Origin of the sequence: Streptomyces sp. H39-C1, assembly GCF_027158125.1 — a bacterium.
Taxonomy (GTDB): domain Bacteria; phylum Actinomycetota; class Actinomycetes; order Streptomycetales; family Streptomycetaceae; genus Actinacidiphila; species Actinacidiphila fildesensis.
Genome location: NZ_JAPVLS010000048.1, coordinates 48,459 through 72,970 on the forward strand (window position 1 = coordinate 48,459; position 24,512 = coordinate 72,970).

General features: G+C 71.2%; 22 protein-coding genes. 5 read left to right on the forward strand and 17 right to left on the reverse strand.

The genetic code is table 11. The annotated features are described in order from the left end of the window. Positions 1-390: 390 nt before the first annotated feature. Positions 391-948 (reverse strand): CGNR zinc finger domain-containing protein, encoded by a 558-nt coding sequence (locus O3W51_RS28360; RefSeq protein ID WP_138356128.1) that lies wholly within the window; start codon positions 946-948, stop codon positions 391-393. Positions 949-1,039: 91 nt separating this feature from the next. Between O3W51_RS28360 and O3W51_RS28365 the strand changes: the two genes are divergently transcribed. Further along, positions 1,040-1,402 (forward strand): VOC family protein, encoded by a 363-nt coding sequence (locus tag O3W51_RS28365; RefSeq protein ID WP_138356127.1) that lies wholly within the window; start codon positions 1,040-1,042, stop codon positions 1,400-1,402. Between the two features lie 245 nt (positions 1,403-1,647). On the opposite strand, the gene O3W51_RS28370 is transcribed toward O3W51_RS28365, so the two are convergent. From O3W51_RS28370 to O3W51_RS28380, 3 genes are read right to left on the reverse strand one after another with little or no spacing between them, the layout of a single operon-like run. Next, complete coding sequence (locus O3W51_RS28370; protein ID WP_138356126.1) at positions 1,648-2,832, reverse strand: dipeptidase; 1,185 nt, start codon at positions 2,830-2,832, stop codon at positions 1,648-1,650. A 13-nt stretch (positions 2,833-2,845) separates the two neighbouring features. Then, the gene (purE, locus tag O3W51_RS28375) at positions 2,846-3,421 is read right to left on the reverse strand and encodes a 5-(carboxyamino)imidazole ribonucleotide mutase (protein ID WP_138356125.1); all 576 of its coding nucleotides are present in this window, start codon (positions 3,419-3,421) and stop codon (positions 2,846-2,848) included. After that, entirely contained in the window at positions 3,418-4,557 is a 1,140-nt protein-coding gene (locus O3W51_RS28380; RefSeq protein ID WP_138356124.1) for a 5-(carboxyamino)imidazole ribonucleotide synthase, read from the reverse strand. The genes purE and O3W51_RS28380 overlap by 4 nt, the downstream gene beginning before the upstream one ends. 160 nt (positions 4,558-4,717) lie before the next feature. On the opposite strand from O3W51_RS28380, the gene O3W51_RS28385 reads away from it, so the two are divergent. Then, a complete protein-coding gene (locus O3W51_RS28385; RefSeq protein ID WP_138356123.1) occupies positions 4,718-5,239 on the forward strand; it encodes a GtrA family protein in 522 nt (173 codons plus the stop codon). Between the two features lie 10 nt (positions 5,240-5,249). On the opposite strand, the gene O3W51_RS28390 is transcribed toward O3W51_RS28385, so the two are convergent. Both O3W51_RS28390 and O3W51_RS28395 read right to left on the reverse strand, forming a co-directional pair. Continuing rightward, positions 5,250-6,536, reverse strand: a complete 1,287-nt coding sequence (locus O3W51_RS28390; protein WP_269287670.1) for an ATP-binding protein — start codon at positions 6,534-6,536, stop codon at positions 5,250-5,252. A gap of 23 nt (positions 6,537-6,559) precedes the next feature. Further along, entirely contained in the window at positions 6,560-7,234 is a 675-nt protein-coding gene (locus O3W51_RS28395) for a response regulator transcription factor (protein WP_138356121.1), read from the reverse strand. 344 nt (positions 7,235-7,578) lie between these two features. Here O3W51_RS28395 and O3W51_RS28400 point away from each other — a divergent pair, with 344 nt between their 5' ends. Next, on the forward strand, positions 7,579-9,108 hold the full coding sequence (locus O3W51_RS28400) for a peptide MFS transporter (protein ID WP_138356120.1): 1,530 nt from the start codon (positions 7,579-7,581) through the stop codon (positions 9,106-9,108). 80 nt (positions 9,109-9,188) lie between these two features. Here the strand turns inward: O3W51_RS28400 and O3W51_RS28405 are convergent, their stop codons facing one another. From O3W51_RS28405 to O3W51_RS28435, 7 genes are all read right to left on the reverse strand, one after another. After that, complete coding sequence (locus O3W51_RS28405; protein WP_138356119.1) at positions 9,189-10,586, reverse strand: hypothetical protein; 1,398 nt, start codon at positions 10,584-10,586, stop codon at positions 9,189-9,191. After that, positions 10,583-11,773 (reverse strand): hypothetical protein, encoded by a 1,191-nt coding sequence (locus O3W51_RS28410; protein WP_269287674.1) that lies wholly within the window; start codon positions 11,771-11,773, stop codon positions 10,583-10,585. Before O3W51_RS28410 ends, O3W51_RS28405 begins: the two co-directional genes overlap by 4 nt. A gap of 5 nt (positions 11,774-11,778) precedes the next feature. Beyond that, entirely contained in the window at positions 11,779-12,858 is a 1,080-nt protein-coding gene (locus tag O3W51_RS28415) for a WxL protein peptidoglycan domain-containing protein (RefSeq protein WP_269287671.1), read from the reverse strand. A 39-nt stretch (positions 12,859-12,897) separates the two neighbouring features. Next, complete coding sequence (locus O3W51_RS28420) at positions 12,898-14,205, reverse strand: beta-xylosidase (RefSeq protein WP_232485697.1); 1,308 nt, start codon at positions 14,203-14,205, stop codon at positions 12,898-12,900. 238 nt (positions 14,206-14,443) lie between these two features. Further along, the gene (locus O3W51_RS28425) at positions 14,444-15,145 is read right to left on the reverse strand and encodes an LPXTG cell wall anchor domain-containing protein (protein WP_232485698.1); all 702 of its coding nucleotides are present in this window, start codon (positions 15,143-15,145) and stop codon (positions 14,444-14,446) included. Between the two features lie 104 nt (positions 15,146-15,249). Continuing rightward, positions 15,250-15,729 carry an ATP-binding protein gene (locus O3W51_RS28430; RefSeq protein WP_138356117.1) on the reverse strand — a complete coding sequence of 160 codons (480 nt, stop codon included), beginning with the start codon at positions 15,727-15,729 and terminating at the stop codon, positions 15,250-15,252. 123 nt (positions 15,730-15,852) lie between these two features. Further along, positions 15,853-16,221 carry an STAS domain-containing protein gene (locus O3W51_RS28435; protein WP_138356116.1) on the reverse strand — a complete coding sequence of 123 codons (369 nt, stop codon included), beginning with the start codon at positions 16,219-16,221 and terminating at the stop codon, positions 15,853-15,855. A gap of 291 nt (positions 16,222-16,512) precedes the next feature. On the opposite strand from O3W51_RS28435, the gene O3W51_RS28440 reads away from it, so the two are divergent. Then, a complete protein-coding gene (locus O3W51_RS28440; RefSeq protein WP_138356115.1) occupies positions 16,513-17,403 on the forward strand; it encodes an RNA polymerase sigma factor SigF in 891 nt (296 codons plus the stop codon). Between the two features lie 24 nt (positions 17,404-17,427). Here the strand turns inward: O3W51_RS28440 and hutI are convergent, their stop codons facing one another. The 4 genes from hutI to hutU are packed head-to-tail and all read right to left on the reverse strand — an operon-like array spanning position 17,428 to position 22,851. After that, positions 17,428-18,603, reverse strand: a complete 1,176-nt coding sequence (gene hutI, locus O3W51_RS28445; RefSeq protein WP_138356114.1) for an imidazolonepropionase — start codon at positions 18,601-18,603, stop codon at positions 17,428-17,430. 53 nt (positions 18,604-18,656) lie between these two features. Then, the gene (locus O3W51_RS28450) at positions 18,657-19,994 is read right to left on the reverse strand and encodes a formimidoylglutamate deiminase (protein ID WP_138356113.1); all 1,338 of its coding nucleotides are present in this window, start codon (positions 19,992-19,994) and stop codon (positions 18,657-18,659) included. Further along, positions 19,985-21,175: an allantoate amidohydrolase gene (locus tag O3W51_RS28455; RefSeq protein WP_138356142.1), complete on the reverse strand. Its 1,191-nt coding sequence runs from the start codon at positions 21,173-21,175 to the stop codon at positions 19,985-19,987. The genes O3W51_RS28450 and O3W51_RS28455 overlap by 10 nt, the downstream gene beginning before the upstream one ends. Before the next feature lie 11 nt (positions 21,176-21,186). After that, the gene (gene hutU / locus O3W51_RS28460; RefSeq protein WP_138356112.1) at positions 21,187-22,851 is read right to left on the reverse strand and encodes a urocanate hydratase; all 1,665 of its coding nucleotides are present in this window, start codon (positions 22,849-22,851) and stop codon (positions 21,187-21,189) included. 118 nt (positions 22,852-22,969) lie between these two features. On the opposite strand from hutU, the gene O3W51_RS28465 reads away from it, so the two are divergent. Further along, a complete protein-coding gene (locus O3W51_RS28465; RefSeq protein WP_232485699.1) occupies positions 22,970-24,304 on the forward strand; it encodes a diaminopimelate decarboxylase in 1,335 nt (444 codons plus the stop codon). The last annotated feature ends 208 nt before the right edge of the window (positions 24,305-24,512 follow it).

The following is a 24,512-nucleotide window of genomic DNA, read 5'->3' on the forward strand; positions in this document are numbered from 1 at the left end:
CCGCGCCTGGCCGCTTCGTGGTGGGTGCGGGGACCGGGCCCTCCGGGGCGGGGCTTCGAAATCGACTATTTACGGGCGTGGCCGCCCACAAATAGCTCGGCAGCATTTCGAAACCCCACCCCTGCGGACCCGTCCCCCTCACGTCCAAACCGTGAGCGGCTCGGGTTGGCGGACCCCCGACCGCAGGTTGCGGGTGGGTTCCCCGGGCGTCGCCTGCCACCTGCGAGTTGAGGACGCCCCCAGCGCAAGGCAGAGAGGCGATCTGCCGCTTGTGGGGGACTCGGACCCCGCAGCGTGGCGGTGTACGAGCGCGACCGCACCAGGACCAGCGGTCTGCACGGCTACCGGGTCGGCATCGACCCGGACGGCAGCCGGGCGCTCAAGCGGGGGCTAGGTAGTTGTACGACTCCGATAGGCGCGCATTTTGGCTCGGCTGCCGCAGATGGCCATCGTGCACCAGCGGCTGCGGCCTGCCGGACTCCGGTCGTAGTAGACCCAGCGGCAGCTGTGGGATGCGCATGCCTTGAGGCGTGGCCAGGTGCCGTCGGCGACGGCGGTGGCTATGCCCGCCGCGATGTGGGCGGTGAGGGCGGCGGCGCCGGTGAGACCGTCGGCGGGGCGTACGCCGGCCCCGCCCTCCGCGTCGATCGCGAGCAGCAGCGGCGCGGCGCGCAGTAGTCGTTCCAGTTCCGCTGCCGCGGGATCCGGTAGCCGTGTTCCCGTGTGGGCCTGGCAGGCATCACGCAGCGCTTCGCGGAGTGCGAGCACGTCATCGAGGTCGGCCGGGCCGAAGCTCAGGTCGGGCAGATCGTGGTGCCGCGCCCAGGCGTCGAGGTCGGCGGGAACGCGCAGTTGGTCCTCGGCCGACTCCAGGTCGACGGTGTTCGCCAGATCCTGGACCAGAAGGAGGAGTCCAGGAGCGGGGGCGCGTTCTCCGGGCTGCTCCACCCTTGCCACGTTACCTCCACTGGGCCATCATGAAGTAACGGTTACCGGTTGAACGCTCATAGCGGTAACGACATCGAGAGAGGTGTACTCCATGATCGGCAAGCTGGGTTCCGTGGTGCTGGACTGTCCCGACCCCAAGGCACTCGCCGCCTTCTACGCAGCCGTGCTGGGCGGTGATGTGGAGGAGGCCGACGACGACTGGGTGGTGCTGCGCGCCACCGACGGCGTCAAACTCTCGTTCCAGCGCGCCCCGCACCTGGTGGAGCCGCAGTGGCCCGACCCTCAGCGGCCGCAGCAGTTCCACATCGACGTGGCCGTGGAGAACATGGACGCGGCACAGGAAGCCGTACTCGCCCTCGGCGCAAAGCTCCTCGAGGACGACCACGACGGCAAGCGCAACTGGCGCGTCTTCTCCGACCCCGCCGGCCACCCCTTCTGCCTCTGCGTCTGCTGACGATCCCCACCACCTGCTCACGGAGGGAGCAGGAAGAGTGTGGGACCGGCTGATGTGAGGGGCGCCATCACCCGCTCCCCGCAGACGGCAGCGCACGTGAGGGGGCCGGGGCCGCAGGGATGGGTTTCGAAATGCTGCCGAGCTATTTGTGGGCCGCCAGGCCCGTAAATAGTCGATTTCGAAACCCACCCCGGAGGGCCCGGCCCCCGACCCACCGCACGCCGGTGCAAACCTGCAACCCGGCGCTAGCCGTCCAGCTCAGCAAGCGTCGCCAGCGACGGACCCCTCTTCGCCTGCGCCACGACGGCAACCGCTTCCGCGTCCCGCAACACCCGCACCGCGTTCCGCCACGTCAGCTTCGCCAGGTCCTCGTCCGACCAGCCCCTGCCCAGGAGTTCGGCGATGAGGTTCGGGTAGCCGGCGACGTCGTCCAGGCCCGACGGGGTGAAGGCCGTGCCGTCGAAGTCGCCGCCGAGGCCGAGGTGGTCGACGCCGGCCACCTCGCGCATGTGGTCGAGGTGGTCCGCGACCGTGGACGGTGTGGCGACGGGGCGCGGGTTCGCCGCCTCGTAGGCGCGCTGGACGGCCATGCCCGCGGGCGTGGTGTCGAGGTGGTGCAGACCGTTGGCCCGCATGTTCTCGTCGGCGGCCTGGGTCCAGGCGACCGCGTCCGTGAGGATGAACTTCGGGACGAAGGTGGCCATGGCGACGCCACCGTTGGCGGGCAGCAGGGCCAGGACGTCGTCCGGGATGTTGCGCACGTGGTCGCAGACGGCGCGCGCGGACGAGTGCGAGAAGATCACCGGCGCTTCGCTGACGCGCAGTGCGTCCCGCATGGTGTCGGCGGAGACGTGGGACAGGTCGACGAGCATGCCGCAGCGGTTCATCTCCCGGACGACCTCCTCACCGAAGGCGGTGAGGCCGCCCGCGCGACGCTCGTCGGTCGCCGAGTCCGCCCACGGGAGATTGTCGTTGTGGGTGAGCGTCATGTAGCGGACGCCGAGCTGGTGCAGGGCGCGCAGGGTGGCGAGCGAGCAGTTGATGCTGTGGCCGCCCTCGGCGCCCATGAGGGAGGCGATCCGGCCCTCGGCGCGCGCCGTCTCCATGTCGTCGGCGGTGAGCGCGAGCCGCAGGTCGTCGGTGTAGCGCTCGGTCATCCGGCGCACCACGTCGATCTGTTCGAGGGTCGCGGAGACCGCGTCGTCGCCGGCCAGGTCGCTGCGCACGTAGACCGACCAGAACTGCGCGCCGACGCCGCCGGCGCGCAGACGGGGGATGTCGGTGTGCAGCGAGGCGCTCTGGTCGGTGCCGATGTCGAGCCGGTCGAGGTCGTAGCGGACCTGCTCGCGCAGCGCCCACGGGAGGTCGTTGTGCCCGTCCACGACGGGGTGGGCGGCGAGCAGTTCCGTGGCGCGGGCGATCAGGTCCATCGGGTCTCCTTGGTTACTTGCCGAACCCGAAGCCTGCCGCACCCTGGACCTTGGCGCGCAGCCGCTTGCCCTTGTCGGTGGCCTGTTCGTTCAGCTCTTCCTGGAAGTGCCGCATCCTGCCGAGGAGTTCGGGGTCGTGGGCGGCGAGGATGCGGACGGCGAGGAGGCCCGCGTTACGCGCGCCCGCGACGGACACCGTGGCGACCGGGACGCCGGCCGGCATCTGGACGATGGACAGCAGCGAGTCCATGCCGTCGAGGTACTTCAGCGGTACGGGCACGCCGATGACCGGCAGCGGGGTGACGGAGGCGAGCATGCCCGGGAGGTGCGCGGCGCCGCCCGCGCCCGCGATGATCGCCTTGAGGCCGCGGCCGTCGGCCTGCTCGCCGTACGCGATCATCTCGCGCGGCATCCGGTGTGCCGAGACGACGTCGACCTCGTACGGGATCTCGAACTCGTCCAGCGCCTGGGCGGCGGCTTCCATGACGGGCCAGTCGGAGTCGGAGCCCATGACGATGCCGATGACAGGAGAGGTGCGCGCGTCAGCGCTCCCATAGGAGTGGGGGCCGGGCGACGGGTGGGCGGTCATTCGGTGATCGTTCCTCGCAGGTAGTCGGCCGCGTGCCGGGCGCGCTCGCGCACATCCGCCAGGTCGTCGCCGTAGGTGTTGACGTGGCCGACCTTGCGGCCCGGCTTCACGTCCTTGCCGTACATGTGGATCTTGAGCTGCGGGTCACGGGCCATGCAGTGCAGGTACGCGGAGTACATATCGGGGAAGTCGCCGCCGAGGACGTTGGCCATGACCGTCCACTTCGCGCGCGGGCGCGGGTCGCCGAGCGGCAGGTCCAGGACCGCGCGCACATGGTTGGCGAACTGGGAGGTCATCGCGCCGTCCTGGGTCCAGTGGCCGCTGTTGTGCGGGCGCATCGCCAGTTCGTTGACCAGGATCCGGCCGTCCCGGGTCTCGAACAGCTCGACCGCGAGGTGTCCGACGACGCCCAGCTCGGCGGCAATGGTCAGCGCGAGCTGCTGGGCCTGCGCGGACAGCTCGGCGCTGAGGTCGGGCGCCGGGGCGATGACGGTGTCGCACACCCCGTTGACCTGCACGGATTCCACGACCGGGTACGAGACGGCCTGGCCGTGCGGCGAGCGCACGACGTTGGCCGCCAGTTCCCGTACGAAGTCGACCTTCTCCTCCGCGAGCACCGGGACGCCGGCCAGGAACGGGTCCGCGGCCCCGTCCTCGTCACGCACGACCCACACGCCCTTGCCGTCGTACCCGCCGACCACGGTCTTGAGGACGACCGGGAAGCCGTCACCCTCCGCGGCGAACCGCGCGACGTCCGCCGGGTCCGTGACGATCCGGTGCCGCGGGCACGGCACCCCGATCTCGCTGAGCTTCGCCCGCATCACGCCCTTGTCGTGGGCGTGCTGCAGGGCGTCGGGTCCCGGGCGGACGGCGATGCCGTCCGCCTCCAGGACGCGCAGATGCTCGGTGGGGACGTGTTCGTGATCGAACGTGATCACGTCGCAGCCCTGCGCGAAGGCGCGGAGGGTCTCCAGATCGCGGTAGTCGCCGATGACGACATCGCTCACCACCTGCGCCGCCGAGTCCTGCGGGGTGTCGCTGAGGAGTTTGAACCTGATACCGAGCGGGATGCCCGCTTCGTGGGTCATACGGGCGAGCTGGCCGCCGCCGATCATGCCGACTACCGGGAATGTCACGTTCCCCAGGATATCGGGCGGGCGGACCCCCGAATGACGCCACCCACGGGCAGGCCCTCGGCCCGTGCGGTTAGCATGAAGAGCCAGTACGACTGGACCACGAGACCAGACCACGGGCCCCGGGCGGGTCACACCGACAGACAGGGCCGAGCGGATCATCATGAGCGGACGCCAGACCGTGCAGTCCCGTTTGGGGTCCCTGTACCGCGAGGTCGCCAAGTTCGGTGCGGTCGGTGGCGCGGGCGTCCTGGTGAACCTCGGGGTCTTCAACCTGGTCCGGCACACCACTGGTCTGCAGACGGTACGGGCGGGCATCATCGCCACCGCCGTATCGATTCTCTTCAACTACATCGGCTTCCGGTACTTCACCTACCGTGACCGCGACCGGAGCAGCCGCTCGAAGGAGCTGGGCCTCTTCCTGGGCTTCAGCGCCGTCGGCCTGGTCATCGAGAACGGCGTGCTCTACGTGGCGACGTACGGGTTCGGCTGGGACAGCTCGCTGCAGAGCAACATCTTCAAGTTCGCCGGCATCGGCGTGGCCACCCTCTTCCGCTTCTGGTCCTACCGGACCTGGGTCTTCAAGGCGCTGCCGGCCCGCGAGGTGGCGGAGCAGGCGGAGTCGATCCTCGCCTCGGCGGAGGCGGACACCGATTCCGCGCCGCACAGCCGCACCACGCAGTAGGTCCCCCGGCCTACGCGGGTGACGAGCCGGCGTCCCCTCGGGGCTTCCGCGGCTGCCCCGACGGATCCTCCTGGGCCAGGAAGAGCGCGAAGACCGGCGGCCGCTGCTGGAGCAGCTCCAGCCGCCCGCCGTCCGCCTCGGCCAGGTCACGGGCCACGGCCAGCCCCAGTCCGGTGGAGTTGCGGCCGCTGACCGTCCGCTCGAAGACCCGGGCGCCCAGGTCCGGCGGTACGCCCGGCCCGTCGTCCGTGACCTCCACGACGGCCTGGTTGCCGGTCACCCGGGTGTGCAGGCCGACCGTGCCGGCGCCGTGCATGAGCGAGTTCTCGATCAGGGTGGCCAGCACCTGGGAGACCGCCCCGGGGGTGCCGACGGCCCGCAGGCCCTGGGTGCCGGAGCGGATGATGGTGCGCCCCTCGCTCTGCGAGGCCGGGCGCCACTCCTCCATCTGCTGCTTGATCACGTCGTCGAGGTCGAAGTCGACCGCCGAGCCGGACCGCGGGTCGCGGGCGTTGGTCAGCAGCCGCTGCACCACATCGGTGAGCCGCTCGACCTGGCCCAGCGCGATCGTCGCCTCCTCCTTGACGGCGTCCTCGTCGTCCGCGGTGGCCACGATCTCCTCCAGCCGCATCGAGAGCGCCGACAGGGGCGTCCGCAGCTGGTGCGAGGCGTCGGCGGCGAGCCGCCGCTCGGCGGTCAGCATCCGGCCGATCCGCTCCGCGCTCGCGTCCAGGACGTCGGCGATCCGGTCCAGCTCCGGCACCCCGTAGCGGCGGTGCCGCGGCCGCGGGTCGCCGGAGCCGAGCCGCTCGGCGGTCTCGGCGAGGTCGGTCAGCGGGCTGCCGAGCCGGCGGGCCTGCCGCACCGCGAGGATCACGGCCGCCAGCACCGCGAGCAGCGCCACGGCCAGGATGACCAGCAGGGTCCTGCCGATCTCCTGGCTGATCTTGGAACGGGACTCCTCGACGACCACGCTCGCGCCGTCGTCGCCGGTCTGGGTCGAGGTGATCACCCGGCCCGAGGGCCGGGTCCCGATCTCGATGGGCGCGCTGCCCGGGATCCGGACCACCGCGAACCGGTCGGCGGCCACCTGCTGCGCCAGCGAGCCGGTGTCGACCTTCTCCCCGCTGGCCCGGCGGCTGTCGACGCTGCCCGCCAGCCGGACCGCCTCGGAGTCGACGCTCTCCTGCGCGCTGCTCTCGATCGTGCGGGTCTCGACGATGACGAGCGAGAGCCCGAAGACCGCGATGACGACGAGGACGACAGCGAGCGTGGAGGAGATCAGTCGGCGGCGCATGGGTGAAGGGTGTCAGCCTTCGGCTAGTTCTTCTCGAACCGGAACCCCACACCGCGCACGGTGGAGATGTACCGGGGCGCGGTCGCGTCGTCGCCGAGCTTCTTGCGCAGCCAGGAGATGTGCATGTCGAGCGTCTTGGTCGACGACCACCATGTGGTGTCCCACACCTCGCGCATCAGCTGCTCGCGGGTGACGACCCGGCCCGCGTCGCGCACCAGGACCCGCAGGAGGTCGAACTCCTTCGCGGTGAGCTGCAGCTCGTCGTCGCCCATCCAGGCGCGGTGCGACTCGACGTCGATCCGCACTCCGTGGGTGGAGGGCTGCGGCGCGTCGGTGGTGCCGCGGCGCAGCAGCGCCCGGACCCGCGCCAGCAGTTCGGCGAGCCGGAACGGCTTGGTGACGTAGTCGTCGGCACCGGCGTCCAGGCCGACCACCGTGTCGACCTCGTCGGCACGGGCGGTGAGCACCAGCACCGGGAAGGTGTGTCCCTCGGTACGGATCCTGCGGCATACGTCGAGGCCGTCCATACCGGGCAGCCCCAGGTCGAGCACCACCAGATCGACGGCGCCCAACAGGGCGGCTTCGAGCGCGGTGGGCCCGTCCTCACGCACTTCGACCTCGTAGCCCTCGCGGCGCAGGGCGCGCGCGAGCGGTTCCGAGATGGATGCGTCGTCCTCGGCAAGAAGTACGCGGGTCATGGGCTTGATGGTAGTCCGCGTGGGCAGGGGCCGAGGTAGCGGTGCCAAGAGCCCTGTGAGGTAGGTCTCAAGACGCCCTATACCACGTGTTGGGCTGCCATAAAGTAATGAATCGCCCGTAGCAGCACCCAGGGTCCTTCCGCGCACAACCTGCGCCGAAGGCCTCTTCTGTGACGGGGCTGGTACAAACCAGCAGTGAGTGATTGACCTGACGGCCGGGTCCGCAGCGCGCACCGCGCGGCGGGCGTGGATCCCGGCGCGCCCCCATAGCGCGTCGGTGCCGGCCACCCCCACCGGGCGCGCGGTCTGTTCCGTCGCGCGTCCCGAGCGAACAAGGATCGACCATGGCGTCCAGCCTGACGAAGGACGCCGCCCCGCAGGGGACCCCTGCTCCGGGCGGCAAGACCTTCTTCGGCCACCCCCGCGGCCTGGCCACTCTCTTCATGACCGAGATGTGGGAGCGGTTCAGCTTCTACGGCATGAAGGCCCTCCTCCCGCTCTATCTGATCGCCGGCGGCCCCGGCGCCGAGAAGGGCTCCCAGGGCGGCGGCCTCGCGATGACGGCGGCCACGGCCGTGGCCATCTACTCCATCTACATGGCGATGGTGTACCTGCTCGCCATGCCCGGCGGCTGGTTCGGCGACCGGGTCTGGGGGCCGCGCAAGACGGTCGCCATCGCGGCGGGCATCATCATGGCCGGCCACCTGACGCTCGCCGTCCCCGGCCAGGCGATGTTCTTCGTCGGCCTGGCACTGGTCGCGCTCGGTTCCGGCCTGCTCAAGGCGAACATCTCGACGATGGTCGGCCACCTCTACGACGGGCCGAACGACCCGCGTCGTGACGGCGGCTTCACCGTCTTCTACATGGGCATCAACATCGGTGCCTTCGCCGCCCCGCTCATCATCGGCACCGTCGGCCAGAACTACAGCTGGCACCTGGGCTTCGCCCTCGCCGCCGTCGGTATGGCCCTCGGCCTGGTCCAGTTCCTGCTCGGCACCCGCCACCTGAGCGAGCGCAGCAGCGTCGTCCCGAAGCCGCTGTCGGTCGAGGAGCGCAACACCACCCTGCGCAAGGGCCTGCTGTGGCTGATCGCCGCCTCGGTCTTCTACGGTGTGGTCGTTCTCACCGGGCACTACACGCTCAACTGGGCGCTGGTGCCGATCACGGTGATCGGCCTGGTCATCCCGGTCGGCGTCCTGGTCCGGATAAAGAAGGACAAGGAGCTGTCGGCCGCCGAGCAGTCCAAGATGAGCGGCTACATCTGGTTCTTCGTCGCCGCCGCCGTGTTCTGGATGATCTACGACCAGGGCGGATCGACGATGTCGATCTTCGGCGAGACGAAGACGCAGGGCTCGATGTTCGGGATCGACTTCCCGTCCTCGTGGTTCCAGTCCGTGAACCCGCTGTTCGTGATGGCGCTGGCCCCGGTCATCGCCTGGGGCTGGATCTGGCTGTCGAAGAAGAACCGCGAACCGAGCACCACGGTGAAGTTCGCCATGGGCCTGTTCCTGATCGGGGCCTCGTTCGTCGTCTTCGTCGTCCCGATGGGCCTGGCCTCGGACGGTACGAAGGTCAGCCCGATGTGGCTCGTCACGATCTACATGATCCAGACCATCGGTGAGCTCTGTCTCTCGCCGGTCGGCCTCTCGGTCACCACGAAGATGGCCCCCGCCAAGTACGGCAGCCAGATGATGGGTGTCTGGTTCCTCGCGGTCACCGCGGGCGACTGCACCACCAGCCTGCTGTCCATCGCGGGTGTGGATCTGAACGGCACCGGCATGGTGGGCCTCGAAGCGGCCCTCGCCATCCTCGCCGGCTTCGCCGTGTGGATGTACCGCAAGAAGGTCGTCGCGTTGATGGGTGACGTCCGCTGACGTCCCTTCCCGTGCACGCGTGACGAAGCCCCGGTGACCGTACGGTCGCCGGGGCTTCGTCATGGGGTCAGGTGGTGCGGTCAGTGGCGCAGCCTGCGCCACGGGGTGAACGTGAAGACGGCGCCGCCGAGGAGCAGGACGGTGCCCGCGACGAGTCCGAGGGCGCGCAGCGAGCCGTTGTTGTCGGCGCCGGTCTGGGCGAGACCGCCGCTGGTGGTGGTCGCGCTGTTGGCGGCGCTGCCGTTGGTACCGCCGGTGCCGCTGCCCTTCTCCTTGATGTCGAGGGTCAGCGAGGCGTCGACGGCCTTCGTCGGCGTGCAGGTCGCGACGGGAGTGCCGCCCTGCGCGAGCTGGACGGCCAGGGCGCCCGGGTGCAGCGTGACCTGCCCGGTCCTGCCCGGCGAGTAGACGCCGGTGAGGGGATCGAGGGTGACCGGGTCGTTCTGGGCGAACGCCTTGGTGTTGGGCGGCGCCTTGACCTGGACCGTGCCGCTGTCCGCGCCCGCCACCTTGACGGCCATGGTCGCGGTGATGAAGCCCTTGGGGAGCGGCGCGGGGGTCTTCATGACCGAACCGATGAACCGCACGGAGAGGTTGTAACCCGCGCTGCTCTTGGTGGCGTCGATGGCCACCTGGCCGGTCGGCTTGCCGAACGACCCGCAGTCGAAGGTCACGGAGACCGGTGTGCCCTTGTGCACGGTGCCGTTGGGCTCACCACCGCCTTCCGGCGGACCACCGGACGTCGTACCGCCGGCGGTCGTACCACCGGTGGTGGTGCCTCCAGTGGTGCCGCCCGAGGTGGTGCCTCCAGTGGTGCCGCCGGACGTGGTCGTGCTACCCGTGGTGCCCGAAGTGGTCGTGCCACCGGATGTCGTGCCGCCCGACGTCGTACCGCCGGACGTCGTCGTGCCGCCGCCCGTCACCTTGATCGTGACCGCGACCGGAACGGTGCCGGTCGGCGCGCAGGCGGTGTCGGTCGACATGATGTAGTTCGCGTTGATGTTGTACGCGCCGGGCGAGAGCGTGACGTCACCGGCGGCGGTCAGCTTCAGCTTGCCCTTCATGTCGGACAGCACCATGGGGCTGTTCTTCGGGATCGCCGGATTGGTCCGGGTCCCCGCGACGTCCAGCGACCCGGTCTGCGCGCCGCCGATCGTGACCTTGCCGGTGGGCAGCACCGAGTTGGCGGGCAGATCCGCGACACCCGGGTTCTGCGACGCGGCCTGCACCGTCTTCCACGTCACGTCGATCGTGTCGCCGACCTTGGCGGTCGCCGGCGCGGTGATGTCCGCCTTGGTCGTCCCGTTGATGTCGGGCAGGTTGGCGATCTTCGGCGGTATGCACTTGGTCGCGAAAGAGGACTCGGCGGCCTGCGCGGGTGCCGCGATCAGCAGCACCGAGCCGCCGCCGAGCATGAGCGCGACACCGACCGCGGTGGCGGCCCTGCTCCTCCGCGGTCGCGATAGTCGATTCGTCACGTGCTTCCCTTCGAAGATGGACGTTCGGTACTCGGTGCGGAAGTCGGTGGGGGCTGCTGCCCGTCGGCCGGGGGCGGCGCCGGCAGGGTGCCCTGGCTGAACCAGGGCAGCGTGCCCGTGTCGTCCGGCGGCCGGGAGCCCGGCGGGCGCACGCCGTTGGGCGCCGGCTTGGCCGGCTGGGACGGCGCGGAACGGCGGGGCGGCGGCAGGTGGAGCAGCGCGGCGGGCCGCCAAGGGGCCTTACGGCGGCGGCCGGAGGCGTAGATCGTGCCGGGCAGCCGCGGCCGTGCCTTGTCCACGACGGCCATCCCGATCCGGAAGACCGCGGCCGGCACGACGACGCAGAGCAGGATCCAGAAGAGCGTGACGCCCCAGGGCCGGCCGACGTCCCACGGCTCGGTGACGAGCATCTTGTCGCCGTACTTGAGCTGTACCCGGTAGTCGCCGTGCGCCCCCGAGGTCAGCTCGACGGGCAGCTTGATCTGCTGTTTCATCCCCGGCGCCACGCTGCCGCTCCACTGCTGCTCCTCCCACTGCGGGGCGAAGACACCGTGCGAGACCCCGACCTGGAACACCGGGTTCTTCACCGGCCCCGAGCCGAGATTGCCGACGGTGAAGACCAGTTGGCGCTGCGGCGGGGAGCCGAACCAGGTGAGCAGTCCGCCGCCGCCCTGCAGCCTGGCGGTGAGCACCGCGAGCCGCCCGGCACCGGACGTCTGCGGCAGCTCGGCGACCGGATGCCCGGTGACGACGAACGGCGCGTCGACGGTGACGGAGTCGCCCATCACCGTCGCGACGTGCACGACGCAGGGGCAGGGCTTGGGCGGTGCGGCGGCCGGCAGCTTCTGGGTGAAGCCGCCCTTGGCGTCGGTGGTGACCGCGCGGCCGGACTCGTTGGAGCAGGAGTTGGTGCCGCCGATCGCGTTCTGCCCGCAGACCAGGAGGGTGAGCAGCGTGGTCGGCTTCCAGCCCCGGCCGGTGACGGTGATCTCCGTACCGGGCTTGGCCTGCTGCGGCGACAGCGCCACCGCGGGTTTCTCGTCGGCGGCGGGCGCCTGGACCGCCGCCGGGTTGCGGACCGCCACCGGGGCCGCCGCGTCCGACGGCTGCGCGGTGAGCGCGGACAGCACGAGCAGCGCCGCGGCGAACACGGCGGCCGCCGTCGCCCGGAGTAGTTCCCTGTGCATCGTGCTCACGCCTGTCCGCCCCTGCTTCCCACGCTCGTCACGCCGACCGCTGTCCCTGCCGTCCCCGCATCGGGATCGGGGTCCTCCTCCACCGGCCGCGGCGGACGGTTCCTGCGGCGCCTGACGACGAACCAGGCGGCCAGCAGCGCCAGTCCGGCGAGCAGTACTCCGGCGGCGAGCCAGGGGACGGCGAAGAACGAGACGCCGGCCGTCTCGTTGAGTTCGCCCCGGTCGGTGGTGACGGTGAGTTGCACGCTCACCCGGTCGAACTGCGGCGACCCGGCCCACTTCTCGGCCAGTTCGACCTGCTGTCCCGGCAGGAGTTCCAGCGGCAGCCCCTTGGCCCGCCGGTCCAGCAGGGTGTTGCCGAACAGCCCGGTGGCCTTGACCCGCAGGCGCGGCAGCAGCGAGACGTTGCCCCGGTTGACCAGGGTGTAGTGGATGGTGGCGTTGCTCCTGCCGGTGCCGGGCAGCCAGGGCTGGCCGTGGTCGACCCGGACGTTCTCCACGGAGAGCGCGGGGAGGCTGGGGCCGCTCACCCGGAGGTAGATCCGGGCGCCGACGGCCCGCCGGACGCCGACCGCGACGCTCCCCTTGCTCTTGTCGGTCTCGGTGTTGAGGGCGACGATCGCGCCGGGGTGGTCGCCGGGGGTGGCGGTGTCGGGGATGGTGAGGGTGAACGGGATGTCGGCGCGGGTCCTGGGCGGGACGGTGAGGCTGCCCTGGGCGAGCTTCACCCAGGTGCCGATGTCCTTGTTGGTCTCCTCGGGGCCGCGCACGGCGAAGCCGCCGTCGCGCGGGGTGTTGTACGCGTCGGCGCCGTAGATCCTGAACTGCATCGGCGCGTCGGAGAGGTTGGAGACCGAGACCTTGTCCTTGACGGTGGTCCCCGGTCCCGCCTCCAGGGTGAAGAACTGTCGTTCCTGGCTGGTACTCGTCTTGTCCTTGGCCCCGCCCGCCGGGGCGGGGAAGACCGACCAGCGCCCGTTGTCCGCGGCGCCGGCCGGTCCTGCCGCGGGACCGAGACCGATGCCGAGCAACGCGGCGACCGTCAGCAGCACTGCGCACGCCTTGGCCCTCGACATGTCTGGCATCTCCCTCGGTCCGAGTTAACTGACTGTGCGTCAGGTCAGGGTCAGGGTCAAGACTCCGGAATAGGTTCCTGGGCCGGAGTAGGCCGGGACGTTCAGCGACAGGCCCGCGTCGGCGGTGAACTCACCACCGGTCACGGTGCCGTTGGACGTGGTGGCCAGCGTGGCGCCGGCCGTGCCCACGGCGCCGGGCGAACCCGCCGCGCAGACACTGAGGCTGCCCGCCTTCGCGGTGCAGGACGGGGTCCAGCTGAGCTTGTCGGCACCGATGACGGCGCCTCCCGGGCCCTTGAAGTCGGTGACCGCACCGGTCAGGGACCAGCCCGCGGCGCCGCCGCGGAAGTCCTTGACGGTGACCGTCTGCAGTGCGCCGGTCGAAGCGCCGCCGTCGCCGAAGTTCACCGGGGTCATCTCCACGGTGTCGCCGGCCTGGGTCATGGAGAGCGTCCCGGCGGTGACCGAGGCGTTCAGCTTCTGGCTCCCCGGCGGGATCGGCGTGTTGTCGTTGACCTTGTACGCGACCGGGCCCGCGGCGGTCGCCGGGTCGTAGCTCGCGCCCTCGAAGGCCACGATGCCGGTGGTCGCGAGGTCGTTGACGACGAGCGAGGCGGTGAAGCCGCCCTGCGCGTCGGCGGTCGCGGAGGCCATGTCCGCGGTCGGGTTGGACCCGGCGATGGCCAGGACCGTGACGGTCGCGCCCGCGGTGAAGTGGCCGCCGGTGACGGCGACCGCGGTGCCCGGGTCGCCCTGGGACGAGCCCAGCGCCAGGGTGCGCGGGTTGGGGGTGGTCGCCGGGCTCGCGGTGACGGTCTCGGAGACCGGCGCGGGGCCGTTGGTGACCGTGCAGACGGTGTCCAGCTCCAGGATGTAGCTGGTGTGGATGGTGTAGTCACCGGGCGACAGGGTGATGGCGCCGGGAGCGGTGACCACGAAGGTGCCGGTCATGACCAGCGGCGGGAAGGAGCCCTTGCCCGGGATCGGCGGGTTGCTCTTGGGGCCGGTCACGGCGACGGCGCCGGTCTGGACACCGCCGAGCACGACGCTGGCGCGGGGCGTGACGACATCGGCGGGCAGCGCGATGTCGGTCGGGTTGCTCGCGGCCGCCTTGGTGAGGGTGTAGGTGACGGTGACCGTGTCACCGACCTTCGGGTTCGCGGGCGCGACCGACACGGTCGCGTTGGACACGCCGTCGATGGGCGGCAGCCCGGCCACGGCGGGCGGAATGCAGTGCGTCTGGAAGTCCACGGCCGTCGCCGCCTGGGCGGGCGCCGCGAGCACCGCGCCGCCCCCCACCATGAGTGCGGCGGCCCCGAGCACGGCGGCCAGTCTCCGTCCGCGCATGACGGATCTTCGCGCGTGAGCGATCATCTTGTCCCCTTGATCACGGTCCGGGCGCAGCGTCCCTTTTCCTCTGCGCCGACGCTGGACATTGAGACGGGACGGCCGAAAGAAGTCAATGGAGCCGGACGACCAGATTTGACTGCCCGTCAGATACAACGTCCTTACTGGTCAGGGCAGTTGCGACAGCGGACATGCCGGGCCGCGGCACCGACGCCCGAGTCGGTGCCACGGGCCCGGATCAGCGGGTGCCGGCAGCCCGGCGGGTGAGCCAGAGCACGCCGGCGACCCCGGCGAGCAGTACCGTGCCGCCGAAGGTGCCCAGTGCCACGGCGCTGTCGGCAGGACCGGTCTGCGGCAGCGTGGTGTCCGGCGGGGCCGTGGCACCGCTGTCGCCGCCACCACCCGCCGCCTTGACGTCCAGCGACAGCGAGGGCTTGGGGCTGTTGGTGGCGTTGCAGGTCGTGACCGTGCCGAGGGCCTTGATGGTGAGCACGCCGGCCGTGAAGGTGACCTTGCCCGACTTCTTGGGCGTGTAGGTGCCCGTCAGGTCATTGATCTTGATGGGGGTGTTGGCGGGGATCGCCGCGTCGTTCGCGGCGCCGACCACCGACACCGAACCGGGGTCCGCACCGCCGACCTTGATCGTCGCGCTCGGGTTCATCGCCCCCTTGCCGAGTTCGATCGGGCTGGAGGAGACACCCTTCTTGAAGCTCATCGTGAGTTTGTAGCCGGAGCCGGACGGGACGCTCGTGATGTCGATGGGCGACACCGCGTCCTTCTTCCCGATCGGCGACTGACAGCTGTAGGCGACGTCCACGGTTTCGGCGTGTGCGGCCGGGGCGACCAACAGCGCCGCACCCGCCGCGGTCGCCGTCGCGAGGGCCAGCACTCCACCGCGGGCGGCCGCTCTGCTGAGGACGCTGTTCATGACGTGTTTCATCGGCTCTTCTCCCTTCCGCCACAAGTTACTGACGGCACATCAGATTCGGCGGCCGACAGTACGCCCGTGATCTTGGAGAGGGAAGGGAAGTGCAGAGGGGGAAATCAGGCGGGAGCTGCGAGTTCGGCCCAGACCGTTTTGCCCGGCTGCCCGGCATGCCGGGCGACGCCCCAGTCCGTGCAGAGCCGCTGCACGATGAACATGCCGTGCCCGCCGGGCCGGCCCGCCCGGTGCGGAACGCGCGGCACCGGCTCACCGGCCCCGCTGTCGGCGACCTCGAGTCGCAGCACCTTGGGACTGTGGATCAGCCGCAGCTCATCGGGGCCGTCCGCGTGCAGACACGCGTTGGTGACCAGTTCCGAGACGACGAGGAGCACGTCCTCGGCCGCGGCCCGGCGCTCCGGGGAGGAGGCGGGCAGCCAGCCCCAGGCCTGCAGCGCCTCGCGAGTGAAGTCGCGGGCGCGCGGGACGATGGCACTCTCACCCAGGAGCCGCAGAACCCGCGCGGATCCGGCCTCGGGCACGACAATGTCGCCCGGGTCCGAACCGCGGTCGTCCGCCGCGTGGGGCCGAGTGGTGCTCATCAGCGCCTCACCTCACCGATGTCCGACAGTTTCAGGAGTCTCCTGCCCGACGAATTCCCGGGGACACCTCGGGAGCTCTACCAAACAGGGTGGAGTGGGAGATCGCCACCGGCGATGCTTCCGTCACTCCTGCAATGCCTCGTCCAGGGTTGCGTGGACGGTGAACACGGCTTCGGCACCCGTGATCTCGAACACACGAGCGACCACCGGCAGCATACCCGCCAGATGGACCTTCCCACCGGCCGCCTCCGCCTTCAGCCGGGCGCCCAGCAGGACGTTCAATCCGGTGGAATCACAGAAATCCAGCTGGGAGCAGTCCACCACGAGCTTGGTGCAGCCCGCGGCGACACACGCTTCGAGCGGCTCGCTGAGCAGCTCCGCCGTGTGGTGGTCGAGCTCGCCCGCAGGCGTGACAACGGCGTACGTGCCGTGCTGTCGCACGTCCACGTGCAACCGGTCCCGGCCGGCCGTACCGACCATCCCGCGGTCCATGTGCGCTCCTCTGGAATCTTGGGTCATGCGCACTCCGAACCCTACGCGCATCCCGAATCACGTGGAAGCTACCCCTCAGCTGCCGGTGGACGCCCCTCGGATGCCTCCCGCCTGCCCCCTCCGCGGCCCGCTAATCGCCCGTGAGGACAGTCGGCCGGAAGTTGCGCCACCAGCGTGAAACGGGGTAGGGCTTGAACAACACCTATCGAAACCCGGCCGCCTCGGAGGCGCAGCACACCGTATTAGCGGCATGGCACCGGCAGCCTGATGCCGTAACCGAGGGAGGAGAGCATGACACCCCGGCCTGACGCGATCACCGCGACGACGACCAGCCCGTCCGTTGGCTCTGAGCAGGAAGACCTGGAAGAGCCGGAGGGGCTGGAGGGCCTCCCCGAGATACCCCCGTTCGAGACGGTGGGTCCGGTCGACGCACGCGCCCTGTCCAAGACACTGTTCCTGCGCCTCGAGACGCTGGACGAGGGCACGTACGCATACTCCTACGTGCGCAACACGCTCGTGGAACTCAATCTCGCCCTGGTGAAGTTCGCGGCTTCCCGGTTCCGCACCCGCAGCGAGCCGATGGAGGACATCATCCAGGTCGGCATGATCGGCCTGATCAAGGCGATCGACCGCTTCGAGCTCAGCCGCGGTGTGGAGTTCCCCACCTTCGCGATGCCGACGATCATCGGCGAGATCAAGCGCTTCTTCCGTGACACCAGCTGGTCGGTACGGGTCCCCCGCCGGCTGCAGGAGCTACGGCTCGACCTGGCCAAGGCCGGCGACGAGCTGGCCCAGCAGCTGGACCGCTCGCCGAACGTGGCCGAGCTGGCCGCCCGGCTGCGGATCACCGCGGAAGAGGTCATCGAGGGCATGGCCGCGAGCAACGCGTACACCGCGAGCTCGCTCGACGCCCAGCCCGACGAGGACGACTCCGAGGGCGCGCTGACCGACCGCATCGGCTACGAGGACCACGACCTCGAAGGCATCGAGTACATCGAGTCCCTGAAGCCGCTGATCGCCGAGCTCCCGGCGCGTGACCGCAAGATCCTCTCGCTGCGCTTCACCGGCAACCTCACCCAGTCGGAGATCGGCGAGGAGCTCGGCATCTCACAGATGCACGTCTCGCGCCTGCTCTCCCGGACACTGGCGCGCCTGCGGCGCGGGCTGCTCGTCGAGGAGTGACGGTGAGCGCCGCCCGGCCACGGGTCAGGCGGCGCGGACCCCGCCCTGCCACACCCGGCTGACCAGCGGCACACCGGGCCGGTAGGCCAGATGTACATGGCTGGGGGCGTCGAGCAGCATCAGATCAGCTCGCGCCCCCGCCGTGATCCTTCCGACGTCGTCCCTGCGCAGCGCCCGCGCGCCACCGAGCGTCGCGGCCGCGACCGCCTCGTCGGGCGTCATCCGCATGTCCCGTACGGCGACGGCGATGCAGAACGGCATCGAGCTGGTGAAGCTCGACCCCGGATTGCAGTCCGTGGACAGCGCCACCACCGCGCCCGCGTCGATCAGCCGGCGGGCGTCGGGGTAGGTGGCGCGGGTGGAGAACTCGGCGCCGGGCAGCAGCGTCGCGACGGTCACACCACCGCTGGACGCGAGCGCGTCGACGTCCGCGTCCGTCAGATGCGTGCAGTGGTCGGCGGACGCCGCCCCCAGCTCGACCGCCAGCTGCACGCCGGGCCCGTAGGTCAGCTGGTTCGCGTGCACCCGCGGGATCAGTCCGGCCCGGGCGCCCGCGGTGAGGACCGCCCGCGCCTGGTCGCCGTCGAACGCCCCCTTCTCGCAGAACACGTCCACCCAGCGGGCGTGCGGCGCGCAGGCCTCCAGCATCGGCCCGGTGACCAGGTCGACGTAGCCGGCCGGGTCGTCCGCGTACTCCGGCGCGACGATGTGCGCGCCCAGGTAGGTGGTCTCCGGGGTGTGCGCGGCGGCGATGCGCAGACTGCGGGCCTCGTCCTCCGGGGTCAGCCCGTAGCCGGACTTCGTCTCGATGGTCGTGGTGCCCTGCCGCCGCGCCTCGGCCACATAGCGGGCCACGTTGGCGTCCAGCTCGGCGTCACTGGCGGCGCGGGTCGCGGCGACCGTGGTCCTGATGCCGCCGGCGGTGTACGGCGTGCCGGACATCCGGGCGTTGAACTCCTGGGTGCGGTCACCGCCGAACACCAGATGCGAGTGCGAGTCGACGAATCCGGGCAGCGCCGCCCGGCCCCCCGCGTCGTACACCTCGTCGGCGCCGGGCGCCCGCTCCGCCGGGCCGACCCAGGCGATCAGGCCGTCGGCCATGACCACCGCCGCGTCCGCGACCAGCCCGAGCGGCCCGGTGCCGAGGGACGGGTCGTTGGTGACCAGGCTGCCGATGTTGGTGATGAGGGTCGTGGGCATCGCGCGATCTCCGTGGGTCTGGGGGCACCTCCCAGCGGTAGCTGGGGGAGAAATCAGGAACGGCGCAGACGGGCGACGGCCGCGCCCATCGCGGCCGGCACGTCCGGCACCAGCTGGTGGACACCGTCCCGGACGATGTGCCGCCCGCCCACCACGGTGTGCCGTACGTCCGTGGCCGTCGCGGCGTAAACGGCCGTCTCCGCGGCGAGGCGCGGCAGCGTGCCGGCGGTGCGGACCGAGTCCAGGGCGACGGTGGTGAAGTCGGCGAGCGCGCCCGTCTCCAGCTGACCGGCGTCCGCCCAGCCGAGCGAGGCATGGCCGTCCGCGGTGGCGGCCCGCAGCAGTTGGGCCGCGGTCCAGTGCCCGCGGGTGCGGGTGCGCAGCCGCTCGTCGAGTTCCATGGCGCGGGCTTCTTCGAGCAGGTCGATGACGGCGTGACTGTCGCTGCCGAGCGACAGCGGGCTGCCGGCGAGCTGGACCTCGCGCGCCGGGCCGATGCCGTCGGCGAGGTCGCGTTCGGTGGTGGGGCACATGCAGACGACCGTGCCGCTGTCGCCGAGCAGCCGGATGTCCGCACCGGTGAGGTGCGTGGCGTGCACGGCGGAGGTCCGGGGGCCCAGCGCCCCGTGGTCCGCGAGCAGCCGTGTCGGTGTGCGGCCGTGGGCCTTCAGACAGGCCTCGTTCTCGGCCGGCTGCTCCGACAGATGGACGTGCAGCGGGGCCTGCCGCGCCGCCGCCCACTCCGCCGCCCTGGCGATCCCGGCCGGCGGCACGGCGCGCACCGAGTGGATCGCCGCGCCGATCCGGACGTGGTCGCGGTCCTTGAGGGCGTCGGCGCGCTCCGCCCAGGCGTCGGGGCCCGCGTCGGCGAACCGCACCTGGTGCCGGTCGGGGGGCGCGCCGAATCCGGACGAGAAGTAAGCGGTGTCCAGCAGCGTGATCCGGATGCCCGCCTCGCCCGCGGCGGCGATCAGGGCCTCGCCCATGGCGTTGGGGTCGTCGTACGGTGTGCCGCCGGGACCGTGGTGCAGATAGTGGAACTCACCGACGCAGGTGATGCCGGCCAGCGCCATCTCCGCGTACACCGCCCGCGCGAGCGCGTAGTAGGTGTCGGGGTCGAGCTCCGCCGCGATCGAGTACATGATCTCGCGCCAGGTCCAGAAGGTGCCGGACCCGACCTGGACGGTGCCGCGCAGCGCCCGGTGGAAGGCGTGCGAGTGCGCGTTGGCCAGTCCCGGCAGGGTGAATCCGCGCAGCGCGACGGCACCGGGAGGTGGCGTGTCGACCCCGGTCCTGACGCCGGTGATGCGGCCACCGGCCGTGTCGATCGCCACGCCCGGCTCGACGACCCCGTTGAGCCAGGCGTGTTCCGTCCAGTACGTCAGCTGCACGCGAGACCTTCCAGTACGTCGGCGAGCGCGGTCACCCCGGCGAGGCAGTCGTCCTCGGCGGCGGTCTCGGCGGGTGAGTGCGAGACGCCGGTGGGGTTGCGTACGAACAGCATGGCGGTCGGGGCACTCGCCGACAGGATCCCGGCGTCGTGTCCCGCGCCGGTCGGCAGCACCGGGACGACGCCGCCGAGCAGCTTCGCGACCTCGTCGCGCAGCGCGTGCTCGAACTCGACGACCGAGGTGAACGACTCACGGGTGACGCGGACGTCGATGCCGTCGCGGGCCCCCCGCTCGGCCGCGGCGGCCTCGATCCCGGCCACCACCCGGTCCAGCGTCTCCTGGTCGGCGGCCCGGGAGTCGAGCCAACCGCGCACCAGCGAGGCGATGGCGTTGACGCCGTTGGGCTCGACGCTCACCTTGCCGAAGGTGGCCAGCGCCCCGGCGGCCTGGGCCTCCCGGCGGGCGGCCAGCACCGTGTCGGCGTAGTTGAGCATCGGGTCGCGGCGGTCCTCCAGGCGGGTGGTGCCCGCGTGGTTGGCCTCGCCGTGGAAGTCGAACCGCCAGCGGCCGTGCGGCCAGATCGCGGACGCGATGCCGACGGCGTCACCGCTCAGGTCCAGCGCCCGGCCCTGCTCGACGTGGAGTTCCACGAACGCGCCGATGCGGGCGAGCCGCTCCGGGTCCGGGCCGATGCCGGCCGGGTCGTAACCGGCCTGCTCCATGGCCTGCGGCAGGCTGACGCCGTCCGCGTCGCGCAGTGCGTACGCCTTGTCCTTGGTGAGCTGCCCGGCGGCCAGCCGCGATCCGACGCAGGCGAGCCCGAACCGGGCGCCCTCCTCGTCACCGAAGTTGACGATGGCCAGCGGCTTGCCGAACGCCGCACCGCGCTCGCGCAGTTCGTCGAGCGCCGCGAAGGACGAGACGACGCCCAGCGGCCCGTCGAAGGCGCCGCCGTCCGGTACGGAGTCCAGGTGCGAGCCGGTGACGACGGCGTCACCGGCGGCCGGGTCGCCCAGCCAGGCCCACTGGTTGCCGTTGCGGTCGACCTCGTACGTCAGGCCGCGGCCTTCCGCCTGCGCCCGGAACCACGCCCGGCAGTCCAGGTCGGCGCCGCTCCAGGCGTAGCGGCGGTATCCCCCGGAGACGGAGCTGCGGCCGATCGGCAGCAGCTCCGTCCACATGCTGTGGAAACTCACTCGGAGTCGCCCTCGCGCATCGGGATCCGCACACCGCGCTCGTCGGCGATCTCGTCGGCGCGGTCGTAGCCCGCGTCGACGTGCCGGATGACGCCCATGCCCGGGTCGTTCGTCAGCACCCGGCGGATCTTCTCGCCCGCGAGCTCGGTGCCGTCCGCGACCGTGACCTGTCCCGCGTGCAGGGAACGGCCCATGCCGACGCCGCCACCGTGGTGGATGGAGACCCAGGACGCGCCGGAGGCGACGTTGACCATGGCGTTGAGGAGCGGCCAGTCGGCGATGGCGTCGGAGCCGTCGAGCATCGCCTCGGTCTCGCGGTACGGCGAGGCCACCGAGCCGCAGTCCAGGTGGTCGCGGCCGATGACGACAGGCGCGGCCAGCTCACCGCTGGCGACCATGTCGTTGAAGCGCTCGCCCGCCTTGTCGCGCTCGCCGTAGCCGAGCCAGCAGATCCGGGCGGGCAGGCCCTGGAAGTGGACCTTGTCCTGCGCCAGCTTGATCCAGCGGTGCAGCGACTCGTTCTCGGGGAACAGCTCGAGGATCGCCTTGTCCGTCTTGTGGATGTCGGACGCCTCGCCGGACAGTGCCGCCCAGCGGAACGGGCCCTTGCCCTCGCAGAACAGCGGCCGGATGTAGGCGGGCACGAACCCGGGGAAGTCGAACGCCCGGTCGTACCCGGCGAGCTGTGCCTCACCGCGGATCGAGTTGCCGTAGTCGAAGACCTCGGCGCCGGCGTCCATGAAGCCGACCATCGCCTCGACGTGCCGGGCCATCGACTCACGGGCCCGCAGCGTGAAGTCGGCGGGCTTCTCGGCCGCGTACGTGGCCATCTCGTCGAACGCGATGCCGACCGGCAGATAGGCCAGCGGGTCGTGCGCGGAGGTCTGGTCGGTGACGATGTCGATGGGCGCGCCCTCGGCGAGCATCTGCGGCAGCAGCTCGGCGGCGTTGCCCAGCAGCCCGATCGACAGCGGCTCGCGCTTGTCGCGGGCCTCGGTGGCGAGCTGCATCGCGTGCGCCAGGGAGTCGGCCCTGACGTCCAGGTAGCGGTGCTCGATACGGCGCGAGATCGCGCGCGGGTCCACGTCGATACAGATCACGACGCCACCGTTCATGGTGACGGCCAGCGGCTGCGCGCCGCCCATGCCGCCGAGCCCGGCGGTCAGCGTGATGGTCCCGGCCAGCGTGCCGCCGAACTTCTTGGCGGCGACCGCGGCGAACGTCTCGTAGGTGCCCTGCAGGATGCCCTGGGTACCGATGTAGATCCACGAGCCGGCCGTCATCTGGCCGTACATGGTCAGGCCCAGCGCCTCCAGGCGGCGGAACTCCTCCCAGTTGGCCCAGTCGCCGACCAGGTTGGAGTTGGCGATGAGCACCCGCGGCGCCCACTCGTGCGTCTGCATCACGCCGACGGGACGGCCGGACTGGACGAGCATCGTCTCGTCCTGCTTCAGCGTCTGCAGGGTGCGGATCATGGCGTCGAACGACCGCCAGTCGCGCGCGGCCTTCCCGGTGCCTCCGTAGACGACCAGCTTCTCGGGGTGCTCGGCGACCTCCGGGTCGAGGTTGTTCTGGAGCATCCGCAGCGCGGCTTCCTGCTGCCAACCCTGAGTGCTCAGTTCCGTACCGCGCGGCGCCCGCACGATCCTCGGTCCCGACATCGGCCCGGCCTCCCTCTGTACATCGATGGATCTATCCATTCACATCCTGTCCTGCTGAATACATCTAGTCAACAGGGTGGGGTGGCATTGCCCCATACCGGGTGATGGGATGGCCGGCATGACGCCGAACGCGACAGCACGACGGGGCCACGCGCTGCGCGCGGCAGTGGATCAGAATCTACTCACTCCGGACAACCCGGTCATCGGGCTCCTCGACGTCACCGGTATCCACGAAGCCGCGGCCGCCCTCCAGGAGGCCTTCGCCACCCCGGGCGTGACCGTCACCCACACCTTCGCCGTCAAGGCCGCCGCGCTCGTCCCGGTCCTGCGGCTGCTCAACGGCCTCGGCCTCGGCGCCGAGGTCGCCAGCCCCGGCGAACTCGCCATCGCCCGCGCCGCGGGCCTCCCGGCCGACCGCATCGTCCTGGACTCCCCCGCCAAGACCGTCGCCGAACTCCGCGAAGCACTCGCCCTCGGCATCGCCGTCAACGCCGACAACCCGCAGGAACTCGGCCGCCTCGACACGCTGGTCACCGCGGCCCCCACCACGTCCCCCATCGGCCTGCGGGTCAATCCGCAGATCGGCGGCGGCAGCATCGGCGCCATGAGCACCGCGACCGCCACCTCGAAGTTCGGCGTCGCGCTGCGCGACACCGGCACCGAGGAGTGGATCCTGCGCGCCTACGCCGACCGCCCCTGGCTCAACCGGCTGCACACCCACACCGGCTCCCAGGGCGTACCGCTCGACCTCATGGCGGCGGGCGTCCGGGCCGCCCACGACCTGGCCGAGCGCATCAACACGGCCGCCGGCCGCCGGCAGATCACCACCCTCGACATCGGCGGCGGCCTCCCCGTCAACTTCACCTCCGACGAGGTCACGCCCACCTTCCACGACTACGCGCGGCTGCTGCGCACCACCGTCCCCGGCCTCTTCGACGGCCGCTACACGATCGTCACCGAGTTCGGGCGCTCACTGCTCGCCAAGGCCGGCACGGTGCTGGCCCGCGTCGAATACGCCAAGTCGGCCGGCGGCCGGCCCATCGCGATCACCCACGCGGGCGCACAGCTCGCCACCCGTACGGTCTTCGTCCCCGACGCGTGGCCGCTGCGCGTCGAGGCCCTCGACGCCAAGGGCCGCCCCAAGGGCGGCGACCCCGTCGTCCAGGACGTGGCCGGCCCCTGCTGCTTCGCCGGCGACCTCCTCGCCCAGGCCCGCCCCCTCCCCCTCCTCGAAGCAGGCGACCTCGTCGCCCTCCTCGACACCGGCGCCTACTACTTCTCCAACCACTTCGCCTACAACTCCCTCCCCCGCCCGGCCATCCACGGCTACCACGCGTCCGCGGACGGCTCAGTGACGTTCGCGCGGGTGCGCGCGGCCCAGACCGTGGAGAGCCTCCTCACGGAGAGCGGCTCGAACGAGAGCGAGGCCCTGACCGGCCTCAGCAGGCCCTGAGCCCACGGGGCACCCCCGGCGCTGTTCCGCCACGCGCCTCCGGCAGGGGTACGGGTACACCAGCGCCGGCGGCACTGTTGCGCCTGCGGCGGGCTTTTCCCCACCCGCCCTTCCCGCCCACCGGCGGGACCCGATCCCACGGGAAGGTGGGCGACGGGGCCCGCGGGGCGGGGACCGAGACGCTGCCGCGATCGGCCGTCAGGTGTTC

Coding starts and splice junctions, on each gene's coding strand:
- O3W51_RS28455 (WP_138356142.1), bottom strand. CDS start 21,175: ATGTGGACGGAGCTGCTGCCGATCGGCCGCAGCTCCGTCTCCGGGGGA.
- hutU (WP_138356112.1), bottom strand. CDS start 22,851: ATGTCGGGACCGAGGATCGTGCGGGCGCCGCGCGGTACGGAACTGAGC.
- O3W51_RS28440 (WP_138356115.1), top strand. CDS start 16,513: ATGACACCCCGGCCTGACGCGATCACCGCGACGACGACCAGCCCGTCC.
- hutI (WP_138356114.1), bottom strand. CDS start 18,603: ATGCCCACGACCCTCATCACCAACATCGGCAGCCTGGTCACCAACGAC.
- O3W51_RS28435 (WP_138356116.1), bottom strand. CDS start 16,221: ATGGACCGCGGGATGGTCGGTACGGCCGGCCGGGACCGGTTGCACGTG.
- O3W51_RS28465 (WP_232485699.1), top strand. CDS start 22,970: ATGACGCCGAACGCGACAGCACGACGGGGCCACGCGCTGCGCGCGGCA.
- O3W51_RS28400 (WP_138356120.1), top strand. CDS start 7,579: ATGGCGTCCAGCCTGACGAAGGACGCCGCCCCGCAGGGGACCCCTGCT.
- O3W51_RS28390 (WP_269287670.1), bottom strand. CDS start 6,536: ATGCGCCGCCGACTGATCTCCTCCACGCTCGCTGTCGTCCTCGTCGTC.
- O3W51_RS28420 (WP_232485697.1), bottom strand. CDS start 14,205: ATGCGCGGACGGAGACTGGCCGCCGTGCTCGGGGCCGCCGCACTCATG.
- O3W51_RS28410 (WP_269287674.1), bottom strand. CDS start 11,773: ATGCACAGGGAACTACTCCGGGCGACGGCGGCCGCCGTGTTCGCCGCG.
- O3W51_RS28415 (WP_269287671.1), bottom strand. CDS start 12,858: ATGTCGAGGGCCAAGGCGTGCGCAGTGCTGCTGACGGTCGCCGCGTTG.
- purE (WP_138356125.1), bottom strand. CDS start 3,421: ATGACCGCCCACCCGTCGCCCGGCCCCCACTCCTATGGGAGCGCTGAC.
- O3W51_RS28385 (WP_138356123.1), top strand. CDS start 4,718: ATGAGCGGACGCCAGACCGTGCAGTCCCGTTTGGGGTCCCTGTACCGC.
- O3W51_RS28430 (WP_138356117.1), bottom strand. CDS start 15,729: ATGAGCACCACTCGGCCCCACGCGGCGGACGACCGCGGTTCGGACCCG.
- O3W51_RS28370 (WP_138356126.1), bottom strand. CDS start 2,832: ATGGACCTGATCGCCCGCGCCACGGAACTGCTCGCCGCCCACCCCGTC.
- O3W51_RS28395 (WP_138356121.1), bottom strand. CDS start 7,234: ATGACCCGCGTACTTCTTGCCGAGGACGACGCATCCATCTCGGAACCG.
- O3W51_RS28365 (WP_138356127.1), top strand. CDS start 1,040: ATGATCGGCAAGCTGGGTTCCGTGGTGCTGGACTGTCCCGACCCCAAG.
- O3W51_RS28425 (WP_232485698.1), bottom strand. CDS start 15,145: ATGAAACACGTCATGAACAGCGTCCTCAGCAGAGCGGCCGCCCGCGGT.